General features: G+C 41.6%; 14 protein-coding genes and 1 pseudogene. 7 read left to right on the forward strand and 8 right to left on the reverse strand.

The annotated features are described in order from the left end of the window. Nucleotides 1–290 precede the first annotated feature (290 nt). Complete coding sequence (locus C228_RS0106510) at nt 291–1,670, reverse strand: L-serine ammonia-lyase (protein ID WP_018651862.1); 1,380 nt, start codon at nt 1,668–1,670, stop codon at nt 291–293. 97 nt (nt 1,671–1,767) lie between these two features. Further along, a complete protein-coding gene (locus tag C228_RS0106515) occupies nt 1,768–2,994 on the reverse strand; it encodes a serine/threonine transporter (protein WP_018651863.1) in 1,227 nt (408 codons plus the stop codon). Between the two features lie 341 nt (nt 2,995–3,335). Here C228_RS0106515 and C228_RS14105 point away from each other — a divergent pair. Together C228_RS14105 and C228_RS0106525 are read left to right on the forward strand one after the other, a co-directional pair. Next, nucleotides 3,336–3,536 (forward strand): annotated as a pseudogene (locus C228_RS14105) (ABC transporter substrate-binding protein); the annotation flags it as partial. A gap of 173 nt (nt 3,537–3,709) precedes the next feature. Continuing rightward, nucleotides 3,710–4,858: a 5-methyltetrahydropteroyltriglutamate--homocysteine S-methyltransferase gene (locus tag C228_RS0106525; protein ID WP_018651865.1), complete on the forward strand. Its 1,149-nt coding sequence runs from the start codon at nt 3,710–3,712 to the stop codon at nt 4,856–4,858. A gap of 49 nt (nt 4,859–4,907) precedes the next feature. Here C228_RS0106525 and C228_RS0106530 read toward each other — a convergent pair whose 3' ends face one another. The 5 genes from C228_RS0106530 to C228_RS0106550 form a co-directional block, all read right to left on the reverse strand. Beyond that, nucleotides 4,908–6,506: an FAD-dependent oxidoreductase gene (locus C228_RS0106530; protein ID WP_018651866.1), complete on the reverse strand. Its 1,599-nt coding sequence runs from the start codon at nt 6,504–6,506 to the stop codon at nt 4,908–4,910. Between the two features lie 51 nt (nt 6,507–6,557). After that, nucleotides 6,558–7,364 carry an ABC transporter ATP-binding protein gene (locus tag C228_RS0106535; RefSeq protein WP_018651867.1) on the reverse strand — a complete coding sequence of 269 codons (807 nt, stop codon included), beginning with the start codon at nt 7,362–7,364 and terminating at the stop codon, nt 6,558–6,560. A 3-nt stretch (nt 7,365–7,367) separates the two neighbouring features. Further along, nucleotides 7,368–9,341 (reverse strand): dipeptide/oligopeptide/nickel ABC transporter permease/ATP-binding protein, encoded by a 1,974-nt coding sequence (locus C228_RS0106540; RefSeq protein ID WP_018651868.1) that lies wholly within the window; start codon nt 9,339–9,341, stop codon nt 7,368–7,370. Then, nucleotides 9,341–10,294 (reverse strand): ABC transporter permease, encoded by a 954-nt coding sequence (locus tag C228_RS0106545; protein ID WP_018651869.1) that lies wholly within the window; start codon nt 10,292–10,294, stop codon nt 9,341–9,343. Before C228_RS0106545 ends, C228_RS0106540 begins: the two co-directional genes overlap by 1 nt. A gap of 114 nt (nt 10,295–10,408) precedes the next feature. Continuing rightward, nucleotides 10,409–11,989 (reverse strand): ABC transporter substrate-binding protein, encoded by a 1,581-nt coding sequence (locus C228_RS0106550; protein WP_018651870.1) that lies wholly within the window; start codon nt 11,987–11,989, stop codon nt 10,409–10,411. Between the two features lie 262 nt (nt 11,990–12,251). Between C228_RS0106550 and hemW the strand changes: the two genes are divergently transcribed. The 4 genes from hemW to queF all read left to right on the forward strand — a co-directional run bounded on the left by hemW (nt 12,252) and on the right by queF (nt 15,387). Next, nucleotides 12,252–13,409 (forward strand): radical SAM family heme chaperone HemW, encoded by a 1,158-nt coding sequence (gene hemW, locus C228_RS0106555; RefSeq protein WP_026313226.1) that lies wholly within the window; start codon nt 12,252–12,254, stop codon nt 13,407–13,409. 73 nt (nt 13,410–13,482) lie between these two features. After that, nucleotides 13,483–13,953 carry a thioredoxin-dependent thiol peroxidase gene (gene bcp, locus C228_RS0106560; protein ID WP_018651872.1) on the forward strand — a complete coding sequence of 157 codons (471 nt, stop codon included), beginning with the start codon at nt 13,483–13,485 and terminating at the stop codon, nt 13,951–13,953. Further along, nucleotides 13,953–14,501, forward strand: coding sequence for a D-glycero-beta-D-manno-heptose 1,7-bisphosphate 7-phosphatase (gene gmhB, locus C228_RS0106565; protein WP_018651873.1), 549 nt, complete (start codon nt 13,953–13,955; stop codon nt 14,499–14,501). Before bcp ends, gmhB begins: the two co-directional genes overlap by 1 nt. A gap of 46 nt (nt 14,502–14,547) precedes the next feature. After that, nucleotides 14,548–15,387, forward strand: a complete 840-nt coding sequence (gene queF / locus C228_RS0106570; RefSeq protein WP_018651874.1) for an NADPH-dependent 7-cyano-7-deazaguanine reductase QueF — start codon at nt 14,548–14,550, stop codon at nt 15,385–15,387. A 43-nt stretch (nt 15,388–15,430) separates the two neighbouring features. Here queF and trmJ read toward each other — a convergent pair whose 3' ends face one another. Then, the gene (gene trmJ, locus C228_RS0106575; RefSeq protein WP_018651875.1) at nt 15,431–16,159 is read right to left on the reverse strand and encodes a tRNA (cytosine(32)/uridine(32)-2'-O)-methyltransferase TrmJ; all 729 of its coding nucleotides are present in this window, start codon (nt 16,157–16,159) and stop codon (nt 15,431–15,433) included. A 200-nt stretch (nt 16,160–16,359) separates the two neighbouring features. On the opposite strand from trmJ, the gene pntA reads away from it, so the two are divergent. Beyond that, nucleotides 16,360–17,898 (forward strand): Re/Si-specific NAD(P)(+) transhydrogenase subunit alpha, encoded by a 1,539-nt coding sequence (gene pntA, locus C228_RS0106580; RefSeq protein WP_018651876.1) that lies wholly within the window; start codon nt 16,360–16,362, stop codon nt 17,896–17,898. The last annotated feature ends 10 nt before the right edge of the window (nt 17,899–17,908 follow it).

Genomic DNA, 17,908 nt, shown 5'->3' on the forward strand with positions numbered 1-17,908 from the left:
AAAACAAAACCTCGAATATCATTATTCGAGGTTTTTTTGTTGGTTGTAAAAACATACAGTCTTTACTATAATTTACGTGTTTTAGCAATAAAGCTAAAACGAGCTGGTGGCGACCTTTAATCCCACCAACTTTGAAGAGGATAACCAAATGTTTAAATACATTATCCTAGTTATTTTCTTGTTAGTCTTGAGCTCCCCAGCCTACTAATAAGAAATAACTCAACTGAGCGGTTGAACCGCTCAGTTCTTCAAATCATAAGTGGTTAATCACTTGTTGTCAAATACAATGCTTAATCGCAAGGTAAAATTTTAATCGCTAAACCGCCGGTTGAAGTTTCACGGTATTTAGCGTTCATATCTTTACCGGTTTCATACATCGTTTCGATCACTTTATCTAAAGTTACGCGAGGCTGCGATGTTAAGCGTAAAGCCATACGACTAGCGTTGATCGCCTTAACCGAAGCAATCGCATTACGTTCGATACAAGGAACTTGTACTTGTCCGCCAACAGGGTCACAGGTTAAGCCGAGGTTGTGTTCCATTGCGATTTCGGCAGCGATACAAACCTGATCCGGACTTCCGCCCATAATTTCGGTTAAACCGGCAGCTGCCATCGAACAAGCTACGCCAACTTCGCCCTGGCAACCCACTTCCGCACCGGAAATAGACGCATTCATTTTGTACAGTGTACCGACAACGCTACAAGCTAATAAATAGCGCTCAATCGTTTCTTGATTAAGCGGTGCGATAAATTGCTGATAGTAAGCTAATACTGCCGGCACAATACCGCAAGCACCGTTAGTCGGTGCAGTGACAACACGTCCGCCTGCCGCATTTTCTTCATTCACCGCAAGCGCAAACATATTTACCCAGTCAATAATTTGCATTGGGTCAGTATTAAATTTGCCGGTTGCTTCTAATGTTCTGCGTAAAGATGGCGCGCGGCGTACTACTTTTAATGGACCGGGTAATAAACCTTCCGTGTGTAAACCGTGTTGGATACAGTCTTCCATCGTTTTCCAAATTTTTGCAAGATAATCTGAGATTTCTTGCTTCGGACGTAGGGCCGCTTCGTTTTTCCACACTAAACTCGAAAGCGGTAAACCTTGTTCTTTACAGTGCTTGAGTAAGTCTTCTGCATTTTTATAAGGGAACGGCACAGCTACAGTATCGTTGGCTTGGCTATCAAAGTTCTCATCATCAACGATAAAACCGCCACCGATAGAATAGAAAGTTTTCTCGAATAATAATGTTTCACCTTCGAAGGCTTTTAAAATCATTCCATTTTCATGACGAGGTAAGAAATCGTAATGAAAAGGCATATCTTTATAGAAATCGAATGTGATGGTTTTTGCCATTTCAGATACAGCTTCAGCAACAACTAATTTGCTTTCTTGCTTCACTTGTTCGATAACCGTTTCAATTCGTTCAATATCCACATTATCGGGTAAATAACCCATTAAGCCTATTACCACCGCAATATCGGTACTATGACCTCGACCTGTAAGGGCTAGAGAACCATAAATATCGGCTTGCAAGCGGTCGGTTTTGGCCAAAAGTTTGCGAGCCAACAATTCATCAATAAATTGTTTAGCCGCTTTCATTGGGCCTACAGTATGGGAGCTTGAAGGGCCGATACCCACTTTAAAAATATCAAATACACTAATCATAAAATCACAACACAATGTTAAAAAGAGGGAGGCAACAAACGCATAGAGAAAATCAGGTTTGTTGCCTTAAAATTCGAAAGGGCGAATTATACAGAGATTATAGTAATCCGTACACTATTGCTGAAATAGCGATTGTACCCATTACCGCAATAAAAATATTGCTGATGCTACCTTTATATTTAGCTAATGTCGGTACGGTATAAATTGCATACACTGGCATAATAAACAGAATCATTGCAATAATCGGACCGCCTAAGCTTTCAATGAAACCAAGAATACTTGGGTTGATTGTTGCGACAATCCATAACGTGATAAAGAAAACAACCGCAGTGATTTTTTTGAATCTTGCTGATTCAATTGGTTTATCACGTAACTGATTCACTAAACCTTCTAAACCTTCACGTGCGCCTAAATAGTGACCAAAGAAAGAGCTACCGATAGCTAAGAATGCTACGAAAGGTCCAAAGTAAGAAATAATCGGGTTATCGAATTTATTTGCTAGGTAAGATAAAATTGAAATATTTTGTGCTTTTGCTTGTGCTAATTCTTCAGGTGTTAGTGTTAATACACAACTGAAAACGAAGAACATAACGAATAACACTAAGATCATTGCGGTTGAACGTAATACTTTGCTTGATTCAACTTCAGTTTTTTGCGGATCTTGATAGTGTTTTTGCTGTGAAAGCGCAAATGATGAAATTGCCGGTGAATGGTTAAAGGCAAACACTAATACCGGAATCGTTAACCATAATGTCGTTAAGAAATCACCTGTGCTTGGCATTTGTTGTAATGCCGCACCGTTCCATTCCGGAATCAAGTAAATAGATAAACCGAATAGGATTAATACTAATGGGTAAACTAAGTAAGTGGTGATTTTTAACATCGCTTGTTCGCTAAGCAGCATCACGCTAATCATTACCGCAATTAATACACCGGATAGTAATGCACGAGGCGGTACAGTCATATGTAATTGGTTTTCAATAAATGAGCCGACTGTATTGGTGATACCCACGCCATAAATTAATAGAATCGGGAAGATTGCAAAGAAGTAAAGCAAGGTAATAAATTTGCCGGCATTTTCTCCAAAATGCTCACGAACTACATTGGTAATATCACTTCCCGGTTTACTTGAAGAAAGTACAAAACGAGCAAGTCCTCGGTGTGCGAGGTAAGTCATTGGCCCAACCAATAAGGTCATGATAATTAATGGGTAAAAACCGCTCATACCAGCGTTGATCGGTAAAAATAAAACTCCTGCACCAACAGCTGTGCCAAAAAGATTTAGTACCCAAGTGAGGGAAAAACGATTAGATGGCGTAGCCATAAAACTCTCCTATTTACAGAATTATAAAAATTTTGTTGGATCATAATCTTCTGGATATAAGAAACAAGTAAAAAATGTCAATTTTGTGATCTGGCTAAAACTTTATTTTTAGGTAGAGAGTTATGTGATTATTTTTTAATTATTTAGTGAATGATTCTAAATTATATCGGTTATATAGGGTTTGATGCGTTTTTTATTTTTTATCCCAAAATGGTGAAAAATAGTAAATTTACAAACTTGTGAGGAATATAGTGATTTGGTTATAAGAATGAGGGTTTTGTTATTTCAAATTCATCTAAAAATATTCTATGTTCGCGAAATGAGTTTGAATGAGGACTTTTTTACACAAAGCGGTACAAACGCAAAATACCGCTGAACGTACGTAGTTGTATCAACAAGCGGTCGAAATTTTCCAACAAAATACACTGATAATTCCGATTGCTCATGCAATTAACTATGTGCCGGTCAGCAAGCGTGTGCAAGGCTTTGTGCAAAGCCCGTTTGGCTACACTACGTTTTATTCCGTCACATTAGTGGAATAATCAAAGGACGATTTGCAAATTTTTATGCAAATTTGACCGCTTGTTAGGTCACGACACATTAAGCTTAATGTGAATATTATTCATGATGATTTCAAAATTTTTTCAGATGATTAAAAAATAAAATTTGTTAGAATTCAGTGAAATTTATATTTTAATGATTACAAGGAAACACAATGTCTCAATTATTCCCTACGGCAACGCAACGTACTTCTGCACCTTACCGTTTTGATATTGTCGGTAGTTTCTTACGTACGGATTCGATTAAACAAGCTCGTCAGCAATGTTCTTGCGGTGATATTTCCTGTGCGGATTTAACTCAAGTAGAAGATACGGAAATTGCAAAATTAGTTGAACATCAAAAAGCAGTAGGATTACACGCGGTAACTGACGGCGAATTTCGCCGTACGTTCTGGCATATGGATTTTTTAGCCGCATTAGACGGTATTCAGGAAGTGGACGCAGAGAAGTTCTCGGTACAATTTAAACACCACAGCGTACGCCCGAAAACGATTAAAATTGTTGATAAAGTGGATTTTTCGGAATCGCACCCGTTTGTAGAACATTTCCGTTCGTTACAAAAAATTGCCGGTGAGACGGAAGTGAAATTTACTATCCCATCACCTTCAATGTTACATTTGATTACCAATGTACGTGCGGAAGATTATCAGCCGATTGCACGTTATGAAAATAACAACCAGCTATTGTTAGACGATATTGCCGATGCGTATATTAAAGCGATGAACGTGTTCTATAAATTAGGTTGCCGCAATTTACAATTAGATGATACTAGCTGGGGTGAATTTTGTGCCGAGGACAAACGTGCAGCCTATAAAGCACGTGGTTTAGATTTAGACCAAATTGCCAAATATTATGTATATATGGTTAATAAAATCATTGATGCAAAACCGGCGGATGATATTGCAATTACGATGCATATTTGCCGTGGTAACTTCCGTTCAACCTGGTTCTCGGCAGGCGGTTATGAGCCGGTGGCGGAAACCTTATTTGGCACATGCCGCATTGACGGTTTCTTCTTAGAGTACGATTCTGATCGTTCGGGCGATTTCAAACAGTTACGCTTTATCAAAGATCAGCAAGTGGTTTTAGGTTTAATTACTTCAAAAAACGGCGAATTAGAAAATCGTGATGAAGTGATTGCGCGTATCCAAGAAGCGGCACAATATGTGGACATTAATCAGCTTTGTCTAAGTCCACAATGTGGCTTTGCATCAACTGAAGAAGGTAATATTCTGACGGAAGAACAGCAATGGGCAAAACTGAACTTTATTCGTGAAATCAGTGAAGAAGTTTGGGGCAAATAATCGCTAAATGGATTGTCAGAAGGGCAAGATTGTTATCTTGCCCTTTATTTTACTGCTCATCGGCTAAGTAATGTGCGCCTAAACTATTCGGTTCTTTTAGCATTTGCAAAACCACAAGCTGTGCGGTTTTTAGCGCATAAAAGATTTCGATGCCTTGTTGCTGATGATGAGTAATCGGATTAAAGCGCTGTTCAAGCTGTTGCAACTCATTCTGCAATAAGGTCAAGTTTGCTTTGGTGCGATACACATTAGCAAAACGGGCCATTTGTTCACGAATTTGTTTGAGTAGCTCGCTGGCAAGCAGTGCATTATCTCCTGTGGGGTTGTTTAACCGATTAAGTGCTTTCTCTGCGAGTAAACGATAGGTTTCCGTAGGTACAAGCGGTTGAATTTTGGAGATTTTTTGCAAATTTTTGACCGCTTGCGCCACCGCCCGTGTGGCGAATACCAACCCACCGCCGACCGAATTACCACCTAAGCGGTTTGCTCCCTCAATACAATGGGCGATTTCTCCAATCGCAAACAGCCCGGCGACACAAGATTCACCGTACTCATCAATTTCAACTCCGCCGTTACAGCTATGTGCAAATGGCGTAATCGCAATTTTATCTTTAACCAAATCTATCCCCACTTCTTGACGTAACCAGTTAAGATAAACCGTATAAAACTCTTGCTTATCTTGATAAAGCTCAGGGCTATAGTGCAGGTAAATGCCTTTTTGCTGCGGGTTAGCCAATAAATGCTTCATCATCACCAAATCAAATTCGACACAAGTGAAATCCACACTAAACGGCGCATAATGGCTACGGGCTAACATCATTTGTTGAAATTGTATTTGAGTCAGATGAGAAAACAGATCTTGCCCATTTTCATCGGTGATTTTTGTGACGTATTTCAGCGTATGTTCGCCAAATAACACTTTGTATTTCGGTTCGACAAACGAGGGGATAAATTGAATAAAGGCGAGATTGGTCAATTTTGCACCGGCTTGGTGAGCGATGGAATGCGTTGAGCCGATAATATACGCCGGATAAAGATTGTCTTTATACAAGCTGGCAATGCCGCCACTTGCTAAAATGATTTGGCTGGTTTTGCAAAAAATATAGCAAATTTGACCGCTTGTATTTAGGCTAAACGCCACACCTTGCACTTGATTTTGTTCGGTAACAATATGCAGTAATGTTGCTTGTTCATAAACTTTAGTGGATTGGCTATCAAGAATTTGTTTCGCCCGTTGAGCAGCTTCCCGCCAATGATTGATTAGATAAATAGGGCGGGGATACTCGGCGAAACAGGCTGGGCGATTGTCTTTGCGTAGCCAAGGTTTAAAGCCGATTTGTTCAAGTAATTCAATCGCTTGGGGTGAATTTTCAATATAGGCTTTGACTACTTTCGGATTAGTTCTGTTTTTGCCGACACGTTCAATATCCAGTCGGAATTTTTCCGAGTCATTTTCACCGGTCACTTGAATGCCCAGTGTGGCTTTTAACGGAAAGAAACTTGCGCCTGAACCAATAGGCGTTTTGCTGATTAACGTCGTTTTCAGCCCAAGTCGTTCCGCTTCGACTGCCGCCGCAAGCCCAGCGATACCTGAACCGACAATAAGTAAATCAGTATAAATCGTTTGAGTAATTTGAATTGATTGCATAATGGATATAGATAAAAGGGCAGAATAAACCTGCCCTGAATGTAGCATAAATTACAATAATGACGGTGCAGCATTAATCAGCGTACGAGTGTATTCCTCTTTCGGTGAATTGAATACTTCGCTTGAACTGCCAGTTTCCACCACTTTGCCGCCGTTCATTACCACAATGCGATCCGAAACTTGATGTACGGTTTGTAAATCGTGTGAGATAAACACCATTGCAAGGTTCAGCTCTTTTTTTAGATCAGCAAGTAAATTTAATACTTGTGCCCGCACCGATACGTCAAGTGCAGAGGTCGGTTCATCGGCAACAATCAGTTTCGGGCTGAGTGCTAAAGCTCTGGCGATGGCAACTCGTTGTTTTTGACCGCCGGATAAACGTGTCGGCTCGACTAAAGCAGCGGAACGAGGTAAACCGACTCGGGAAAGTAATTCGTAAACCCGTTTTTCCCGTTCCTGCGGTTGCAATACGTTATGAATATCCATCGGATCTTTTAAAATATCCAATACACGCATACGAGGATTGAGAGCAGTTGCCGGATCTTGGAAAATTACCGAAACTTGGCGACCAAACTGTTTACGGGCCTCGGTGCTGCCGTATTTCATTTGTAAGCCGTTAAATTTGACCGTGCCGGAAGTCGGTTTTTGCAAACCGATCATAATACTGGCTAAGGTTGATTTACCGCAGCCAGATTGACCGACTAATCCGACCGTTTCCCCGGCATAGATCGATAAACTGACATTATCTACCGCCGTGAATTTTTTCGGATTAAACAAAGTCCCGTCTCGAGAAGCAAATTGCATCACAATATCGGATAATTCAAGAATCGGTTGTTCTTTTAACACTTTCATACTCATGTTTTATCTCTCCACGCGTTTTTCTTGTGTTGCTAAATGTGATGCCCAAAAATGTTGCGGGTGATCATCGGTGGCAACCAGTTGTAAATGTTGCTCCGGATCCGCTTCCGGACGTAATGAACGGCTGGCGAAACGGTCACTTTTCGCAAAGTCGAATGGTGACGGTACGCTACCCGGAATTTGATATAAGCGTTCGGCACGTAATTCGGTTGAAAGAACCGAGCCAAGTAATCCACGGGTATATTCGTGAGTCGGATTGGCTAAAAGCGGTGTAGTCGGTGCGGCTTCAACCACTTGACCGGCATACATGACCGTGATGTGGTGTGCCATTTGTGCAACGAGTGCGAGATCGTGGCTGACGAACACCATCGCAAAACCGAGTTTTTCACGTAATTCATTTAAGAGTTTGATCACTTCGGCTTGTACTACAACATCGAGCGCAGTGGTCGGTTCATCGGCGATTAATAATTTAGGCTCACGAGCGAGCGCCATTGCAATCAATACACGTTGGCGCTGTCCGCCTGAAAGCTCGTGCGGATAACGGTTAAGTGTTTTTTCCGGATCGAGTTTTACCCATTGTAATAAGGTTTCTGCGCTTTGTTTTCCACCCCGGCTAATCAGCTGTGCCATTTGGTCTTTGATTCGCATAGACGGGTTAAGCGCACTTAACGCATCTTGGTAAATCATTGAAATTTCGTGACCTCTTAACGCATTGAGCTGTTCCGATTTTAGTAAATCGTGCTGTTTACCGCTACGATCGGTAAATAATATTTCACCGGTAATTTGAGCAGTTTTTGGCAATAGCCCCATGATAGAGAAGGCGGTAATTGATTTACCGCAACCAGATTCACCGACTAAGCCCATGGTTTCGTCTTCATGTACGGTAAAGCTGATGTTATCAACCAGCGGAATTTCACCGTAACGATTTGGGAAGCGAATTGATAAATTTTTCACTTGTAAAATCGGTTTCGCATTCGGATTTAATTGCATGCGATCGGTGCGAGTTGTTTCTTTTTCATGTAGCTTCAGCAAATAACGTTTTAGTGCGAGCGTTTCCGCCATTGCTTCTTGTACATCGGTTGAAAGCGGTTTTGCGACATCTTCTTTGGTTTTTGGTGAGCTTTTTAGTTTTGGGTTAACTAACGCATCGGTTAAACCTTCCGCTAAGATATTGAGAGCTAATACTGTGAGTAGAATCATAATACCGGCAAAAGTTGTCGCCCACCAGAAGCCACTTAAAACAAGGTTACGTCCTTCCGATAAAATATTGCCCCAAGACGGGAACGGCGGTTGTACGCCGGCACCTAAGAATGAAAGTGAAGCTTCAAATACGATCGCATCCGCCACCATTACTGTGGCAAACACTAACACCGGGGCGGCAGTATTACGTACAACGTGTTTAACTAAAATATAAGTACGGCTGCCGCCTAACACGCGTTCGGCACGCACGTAATCTTCTTCCCATTGGGATATGACATTCGCACGTACCACCCTTGCAAGTTGCGGCGTATAAACGACCGCTATCGTAATGATAATCACCGGAACAGAGTTACCAAAGGTCGCAAGTAATACTGCGGCAAGCGCAATACCCGGGAATGCCATTAAAATATCCATTAAACGCATGATCACTTCGTTACCGAATTTGTCTGCGGTTGCGGCGGTTGCACCTAAAATCCCACCAAACAAGATGGCGACACCTACCGCGCCTAAACCGATAAAGAGTGAAGTTCTCGCCCCCCAAACCATACGGGAGAAAATATCACGCCCTAAACGATCGGTACCGAATAGATAGTCACCGCTTGGTGCTTGTACTGGTCGAAGGGTTTGTAATGGATCATACGGGGCAACAATCGGGGCTAAAATCGCAATGCAAGCCACAAATAAAATGAAAATCAATGCAATTTTTGAACTGGTTGATAATGCTCTAAATCTAGCGCCACCGTTAGCTAGTCGAGCGGCAAATCCTTGACGAAACATTATAGACTCCGAATTTTTGGATTGATGAGTAAATAGAGAATATCAACAATGATATTAACTAATACGAAGGTAAAGGCGATAGTAAGCACCACTCCTTGCACTAAGTGTAAGTCGTGGTTCACGATACCGTTAAAGATAAGTTTACCCATACCTGGAAGATCGAAGATTTGTTCAATCACTACCGCACCGCCGAGTAAATAGCCAACTCGTAAACCAAGTACGGTCACCGGAGTGATTAATGCGTTTCGTAAGACATTGTGACGAATCACGGTCGAGTAAGGCACACCGTTACCAATTGCGGTACGCACGTAATCTTTATCCATTTCTTCCACCATCGTGGTACGCACGACTCGAATTAATGAAGCACAAACCGGCACGGCAAGCGCAAGTGACGGTAAAATCATCGAACGGAAATATTCGTTCGGATCCTCACTGAACGATACAAAACCGCCGGACGGTAACCAATCCAGTTTTAAAGAAAAGTATTGAATCAATAAGATACCAAGCCAGAAAGACGGTGTGGCAACCGCAGCAACCGAAACTAGGCGAATTACTTGGTCTATCCAACGATCACGATAAAGTGCGGCAAGAATACCTAAAGAAAAAGAGACGATTGCCGCTAAAAATACCCCGATAAAAGTGAGCTGTAGCGTGAGCGGAAATGCTTTGGCAATCATATCAATAATCGGCTGTTCCGGTGGCGTAGTCATACCGAAATCCAGTACTAACAAATTCCCGAGAAAACGGAAATATTGAACAATCACCGGATCATTTAAACCGTGTTGTTCTCGATAGATCTCTTTGGCAGCTTCGGTTGCACTTTCACCTAAGGCAACTGTGGCAGGATCACCGGGTGTGAATTGTAAGACTAAAAAAACTAAGGCGGTAACACCTAAAATCATGATAGGCAATGCCATTAAACGGCGCAGTAAAAGGCGAAGTACAATTTCCATTTTATTCTCCGTTTTTATTAGAAAGGGTACAAGCGGTTAAATTTAAGCATTTTTTTACCAATCGCTTAAATCTAAGAGGAAGGCGGCAACATCCGTTGCCGCAATAAGTCAGTGTTATTTACGTTCTACGCCAAGGAATGATAAGCCCGTGGTCGGTAACGGTTGGAAACCGGTGAGAGATTTATCGCTCCATGCGGTCGGTAATTTACGGTGTACAATCGGGTAAAGCGGCACTTGTTGTGCAATAATATTGATTGCTTTTTCCCATGCGGCTTTTGCATCAAGTGGCGTTTTAGCGCGGACAGCTTCATCAAGTAATTTTTGCACTTCGGCATATTCCGGTGTATTCGCCCAACGGAAACGGCGTTTCGGCCAAACATCACCACGGTACCACCAGCTGAGTAATAAATCTAAGTCGTTACCAAACACAGACGGATCGCCCGGTGCAATAACCACTTCAAATGCACCTTTATCCACATGAGCACCATAAAGCGCACCGGATTGTAGGTGTTTCAAACTAACTTTTACGCCTTTTAATGCGTTCCAAGACTCAAGAATAAGTGGCGCGCATTCTTTCACCCAAGCGTGGTCGGTTGCCAGTAATTCGAAGGTTAATGATGTTATACCGGCTTCAGCTAGAAGCGCTTCGGCTTTCGCTTTATCAAAATCATATTGGCTGGCGGCTTTTACATAATCAGGATGGGTGTCTTGGACATAAGAACTTGCCGCTTTCGCATTACCTAAGAACACAATATCGATTAATTTTTGTGTATCTAAGCCATAATGTAACGCTTGGCGTACTTTCGGATTATCAAACGGTGCTTTTTCACAGTTAAACATTAAGAACAGTAATCCGAATGATTGCACCGATTCCACTTTGCCTTTGCGTTTTAAACGTTCAGCATCAAGATATGGGACGGATTCAATTGCTTGTACGCGTCCGGATTCTTGTGCGGTCACACGAGCAGCATCGTCTGATAATAAGAACCATGTCATTTTATCTACTTTAGCCGGATAAATACCGTTATAAGCGGTATTGGCTTCAAAAACAATGCGATCGTCTTTGGTTGCGGAAACAAATTTATAAGGGCCTGAGCCGATAGGTTTGGCATCAAATGCAGATTGACCGGCTTCTACGATATGTTTCGGTACGATTTTGACAATGGTTAAACGTTCTTTAAATAAAGCAAACGGATATTTTAATTTGAATTCAACCACATTATCGTCAAGCGCTTTTACCGAAGTGATAAACGGAATAAATTGGGCGAACAGAGAGGCTTTAGCCGGATCTAACACACGCTCGAAAGAGTAAACTACATCTTCGGTGGTGACTGGTTTACCATCGTGGAAAGTTGCACCTTCACGTAAAGTAATATGATAAGTTACCTCATCTTTTTGTTCAGGTTCTTTTGCCGCTAAAGCTAAATAAGGCTGGCGAGTTGCCGGATGTAAATCCACTAAGCCTTCGAAAATATGTAAGTTAGCCGCTAATGATGATGCACCACTTGATGTGAGAGGATCGAATCCGGTAGAAATCGGATAAGCGATTCCCGCTTCAATACTTTTACCTGTAGCAGCAAAAGCGCTATTTGAAAAAGTGCCTAATGTACCGGAAAACGCAAAACCGGCTCCAACTCTAGCCATGAGTTTCATAAAATGGCGGCGAGATTCACTATAATCAAAATGAGAAGCCATAAAACACCTCGTTAGTAATAGGATAATTAAATTATTCGGTAAAACTTTTCTCCGAACGATCACGGAAATTCTTTTTTACAAATTTTTGTGAAGTGAATTTATCAAATTTACTTGTAAAAATGGATTAAATTAATCATAACAGTTTAGTTCCGACGGTAAAGGTAAGAATATTAGATTTGTGATCTCTCTCACAGAAAACTTTGCTTTTCAGCGTGAAGAGTTTTCGTTATCATCATTTTTATTTAATGATAGTAGTTAGAACGTGAATTTAGCCCTTCCTCCATTAAGTCTTTATATCCATATTCCGTGGTGCGTACAAAAATGTCCGTACTGCGATTTCAATTCACATGCGCAGAAAGGTGTGATTCCGGAAGCGGAATATATTCAACATTTACTTGCAGATTTGTCGCAAGATTTGACCGCTTATCAGGCGGCAATCGGTGATCGCAAAATTCATTCGATTTTTATTGGCGGCGGCACACCAAGTCTGTTTTCGGCAGAGGGGATTGCTTATCTGTTGGCAGAAGTCGAAAAGCGTATTCCGTTTGAAGAGCATATCGAAATTACCCTAGAGGCAAATCCCGGTACGGCAGAAGCGGAACGTTTTCTCGGCTATGCACAGGGCGGTGTAACACGTATTTCAATGGGGATCCAAAGTTTCGAGCCGGAAAAACTGCTCAAACTTGGGCGAATTCATGATTCAAATGAAGCGAAACAAGCGGTCATTTTTGCACAAAATTCTGCAAAATCCGGTTTGCAAAGTTTTAATATTGATTTAATGCACGGTTTACCGAATCAATCGGTGGCACAAGCACTGGACGATTTACGACAGGGGATTGCGCTCGCACCACCACATTTATCGTGGTATCAATTAACCATTGAGCCGAACACGATGTTTTATTATCGCCAACCGACTTTACCGGACGATGACGAATTATGGGATATTTTCGAGCAAGGTCATCAGTTACTCACCGCCGCCGGCTATGAGCAGTATGAAACCTCGGCGTATGCGAAAAAAGGTTATCAATGTCGCCATAACCTCAATTATTGGCGTTTTGGCGACTATTTGGCGATTGGTTGTGGGGCGCACGGTAAGATTAGTTATCCGACCGGCGAAATTTACCGCTTCAGCAAAATCAAGCATCCGAAGGGCTATATGCGAGGCGAATATCGCTATAGCCAAGATTTGATTGAGCTTGATGATCGTCCGTTTGAATTTTTTATGAATCGTTTCCGCTTATTGGAAGCGACTCCGAAACAAGAATTTGAGTTTTATACGGGACTAGATCGTGAAATTGTGCGATCTACTATGGATTGGGCATTAAGTAAAAATTACATCACGGAAACCGAAGAACATTGGCAAATTACCCAGCACGGTAAGCTGTTTTTAAATGAATTATTGGAAGGATTTTTGGAATAGCTTTTGCAAAAAAATTCAAAGATTTGACCGCTTGTAGTAGAATACAAGCGGTCTTTTTTTAGGAATTTTTGCAATGAATACACTTAAAGCAGGCGATAAAGCGCCTCAATTTACTTTGTTAGATCAGCACGAACAACCGGTTTCGCTTAGCCAATTTGTTGGTAAAAAAGTGCTGGTTTATTTTTATCCGAAAGCCTTAACCCCAGGCTGTACCACACAAGCTTGCGGTTTGCGTGACAGTAAGTCGGAATTAGAGGAATTAAATGTAGTGGTGTTAGGTATTAGCCCGGACTTACCGAAAAAATTAGCGCAATTTGTCGAGAAAAAAGCACTGAATTTCACGCTATTGTCTGATGCGGATCACCAAGTTGCCGAAGCATTCGGTGTGTGGGGTGAGAAAAAATTTATGGGCAGAACCTATGACGGCATTCACCGCATCAGTTTTTTAGTGAATGAACAGGGCGTGATCGAACAGATATTCGATAAATTCAAAACCGGTGAGCATCATCAAATGGTGGTCGATTTTGTAAAAGGAACGAAATGATGGCGAATAAAGCGATATTTTTAGATCGTGACGGTACGATCAATATTGATCACGGTTATGTACATCAAATTGACGATTTTCAATTTATTGAGGGTGTCGGCAAGGCGTTAAAGCAGCTACAAGATAAAGGTTATCTATTGGTATTGGTCACCAATCAATCCGGTATTGCGCGCGGCTATTTCAGTGAAGAGCAATTTAATCAATTAACGGAATGGATGGATTGGTCGCTGGATGAAGATTACGGGGTTGTGTTAGACGGTATCTACTATTGTCCGCATCACCCGGAAGGCAAAGGCGAATATAAAGAAGACTGCGATTGTCGCAAACCGAAAGCTGGAATGTTTACTCAAGCGATTGCCGATTTAAATATTGATCCAGCACAATCGTATATGGTTGGCGACAAATTGGAAGATCTGTTAGCCGCTGAAGCTGCCGGCGTGAAAACCAAAGTGTTGGTGCGTACCGGTAAACCCGTTACCGCAGAAGGCGAAGCGAAAGCCGATTTGGTATTAGACAGCTTAGTGGATTTAGTCCGTTATATTAAGTAATCACTTCAATGTATTAATTATTTTATAGAATCAAAAGTTTAAAAAGATGAATTACAACGATAAATCATTATCTGCCCTGAAATTAGGGCAAAAAACCGAATATAAAAGCGAATATGATCCTACGCTTTTGCAACCTGTTCCCCGTAAATTAAACCGTGACGGTTTGGGGATTACCGAGCAACAACCGTTTGATCGTGGTGCGGATGTTTGGACCTGTTATGAATTGTCTTGGTTAAACGAAAACGGTTTACCGCAAGTGGCGATTGCCGATGTGGCGATTGACTTTCGCAGTGAAAATTTAATCGAGTCAAAAAGTTTTAAACTTTATTTAAACAGCTTTAACCAAACTAAATTTGCCTCACTGGAACAAGTGGAACAAACATTGGTGAAAGATTTAAGTCAATGTGCAAGCGGTCAAGTTTCGGTAAAAGTTTACAAATTATCTACCTACACCCAGCAACCGATTGTAGATTTTGCCGGTGAGTGCATTGATGAGCAGGATATTCAACTTGACAGTTACGAATTTTCTAACGAACATTTAGCATGCGTGGCAGAAGGTGAGATAGTTGAAGAAACCTTGGTTAGCCATTTGTTGAAATCAAACTGTTTGATTACCTCACAGCCGGATTGGGGCAGTGTACAAATTCACTATGTCGGTAAAAAATTAAATCGAGAAAAATTATTACGCTATTTAGTGTCATTCCGTGAACATAACGAGTTCCACGAGCAATGCGTAGAACGTATTTTTACCGACCTTATGCAATTTGCACAACCGGAAAAACTGACGGTGTATGCACGTTATACCCGCCGAGGCGGTTTGGATATTAATCCGTTCCGTTCAAATTTTGAGTCTGTTCCGCAAAACTTAAGAATGGCAAGACAATAAGAAAATGCTCCAAAAGATTGATAAAGATATTTTGGAGCTTTTTTTATTTTTCTATTTGCTTCTCAACGGAAGTCAACATTCCTCTTAATAAATTCAACTCGTTAGTTTCAAGTTCTGCTCGTTGGTATAAGCGACGGAGCTTGAGCATTACCGCATCATTGCGAATAAAGCCTAATTGTTTATAAAGTCGCTCAGTATGATTAAAGAAATATTCCAAAGCTTCAGTATTCGGATAATCTTTTTCCTCAACAAGCGGTCGAATTTGCGGATTTTTTTGCAATTCCAACCACGCCATTCGTATTTCGTAACTTGCCAGCTGTACTGCCATTGCTAAATTTAACGAACCATAGTCAGGATTGGTCGGAAAATTTAAATGATAATGGCATTTTAGTAATTCTTCGTTAGTTAATCCGACTCGTTCCCGACCAAATACAATCGCCACTTTACCTCTTTCGGCACGTTCAACCGCTAATTTACCGCAATCTCTCGGCTCAATAAGAGTATTTTGTAGATGACGTAATCGAGCACTGGTGCCGATTACTAATTGGCAATCTGCAACCGCTTGTTCAAACGAGTGGAAAATTTGGGCGTTATCCAACACATCTTTTGCACCGGCAGCGAGAGCTTGAGCTTGTTCGTCAATCGGGTTAAGCGGAGCAACTAAACGTAAATTTGTTAGCCCCATGGTTTTCATCGCACGAGCGGCAGAGCCAATATTGGCGGGGAGGGAAGTTTCGATCAGGATAATTTGAATTTGGTCTAAGCTATTCATTCTGGTTCTATTTATTACATTTTTGTTATGCTAGATTTTAGCAGATTTGTCGCAAACTGAGAATTTGCAATTAATTGATTTATGAGGCGTAATTTTTTTACAAATTCTACTTATTTAATGGTACATTACGCCTAGTCTTATTTTTTCGAAATAGGCTATTTTTAGCACAATATATAAACATCAACCATACAGGAGTCTTTATGCTTATTGGTGTACCAAGAGAGCTGTTAGACGGTGAAACACGTGTGGCGGCAACGCCAAAAACCGTTGAACAGATCAAAAAGCTCGGCTTTGATGTGCTCGTTGAACACGATGCAGGTTTTAAAGCGAGTTTTGAGGACAACGCATTTGTAAACGCAGGTGCGGCTGTTGGCACGCAACAAGAGGTTTGGAATTCAGATATTATTTTTAAAGTGAATGCGCCAACCGATGCTGAAATTGCCCTTATTAAAGAAGGCGCAACGCTAGTGAGTTTCATTTGGCCTGCGCAAAATCCACAATTAATGGAAAAATTGCAAGCTAAGAAAATCAATGTATTAGCAATGGATGCGGTGCCTCGTATTTCGCGTGCGCAAGCGCTTGATGCATTGAGTTCAATGGCAAATATTTCCGGCTATCGTGCGGTTATTGAAGCGGCAAATGCGTTTGGTAGCTTCTTTACCGGTCAAATTACTGCGGCAGGTAAAGTACCGCCTGCGAAAGTGTTGGTTATCGGTGCGGGTGTTGCCGGTTTAGCGGCAATCGGTGCGGCAAACAGCTTAGGTGCGATTGTTCGTGCGTTTGACTCTCGTCCGGAAGTAAAAGAACAAGTTAAATCTATGGGCGCTGACTTCTTAGAAATCAATTTTGAAGAAGAAGGCGGCTCAGGTGACGGTTATGCGAAAGTAATGTCAGAAGAGTTTAACCGTCGTGCAATGGAACTTTATGCTGAACAAGCAAAAGAAGTCGATATTATTATCACTACAGCAGCGATTCCGGGTAAAGCAGCACCTCGTTTAATCACTAAAGAAATGGTTGATTCAATGAAACCGGGCTCAGTGATTGTCGATTTAGCGGCGGCAACCGGCGGTAACTGCGATTACACTAAAGCAGGCGAAGTTGTTGTCACCGAGAATCAAGTAAAAGTGATTGGTTATATGGATTTCCCAGCACGTTTACCAACGCAATCTTCACAACTTTACGGTACAAACTTAGTTAACTTACTCAAGTTACTTGCACCGAATAAAGACGGTCAAATCGATATCAATTTTGAAGATGTGGTATTACGTGGCGTAACCGTAGTTCGTGACGGCGAATTAACTTGGCCAGCACCACCGATTCAAGTTTCGGCTCAACCGCAAAAACAAGCGGCTGCGGCACCGGTTGAGAAAAAAGAAGAAAAACCGACCGATCCACGTATTAAATACGGCATAATGGCAGGTGCCGGGGCGTTATTCTTATGGTTAGCGTCTGTAGCGCCGGCGGCATTCTTATCACACTTCACCGTATTCGTCTTAGCCTGTGTGGTGGGTTATTATGTGGTTTGGAACGTCAGCCACGCATTACATACGCCGTTAATGGCGGTAACCAATGCGGTTTCGGGCATTATCATTGTGGGTGCGGTATTACAAATTGCGCAGCCGACCGGTAATTTCTTCGTGGATATTCTTGCGTTTATTGCGATTTTAGTGGCAAGCATTAATATCTTTGGTGGTTTCAAAGTCACGCAACGTATGCTTGCAATGTTTAGAAAAGGTTAAGGAGAAACTC

The sequence above is a fragment of the Actinobacillus capsulatus DSM 19761 genome (genome assembly GCF_000374285.1).
Lineage (GTDB): Bacteria > Pseudomonadota > Gammaproteobacteria > Enterobacterales > Pasteurellaceae > Actinobacillus > Actinobacillus capsulatus.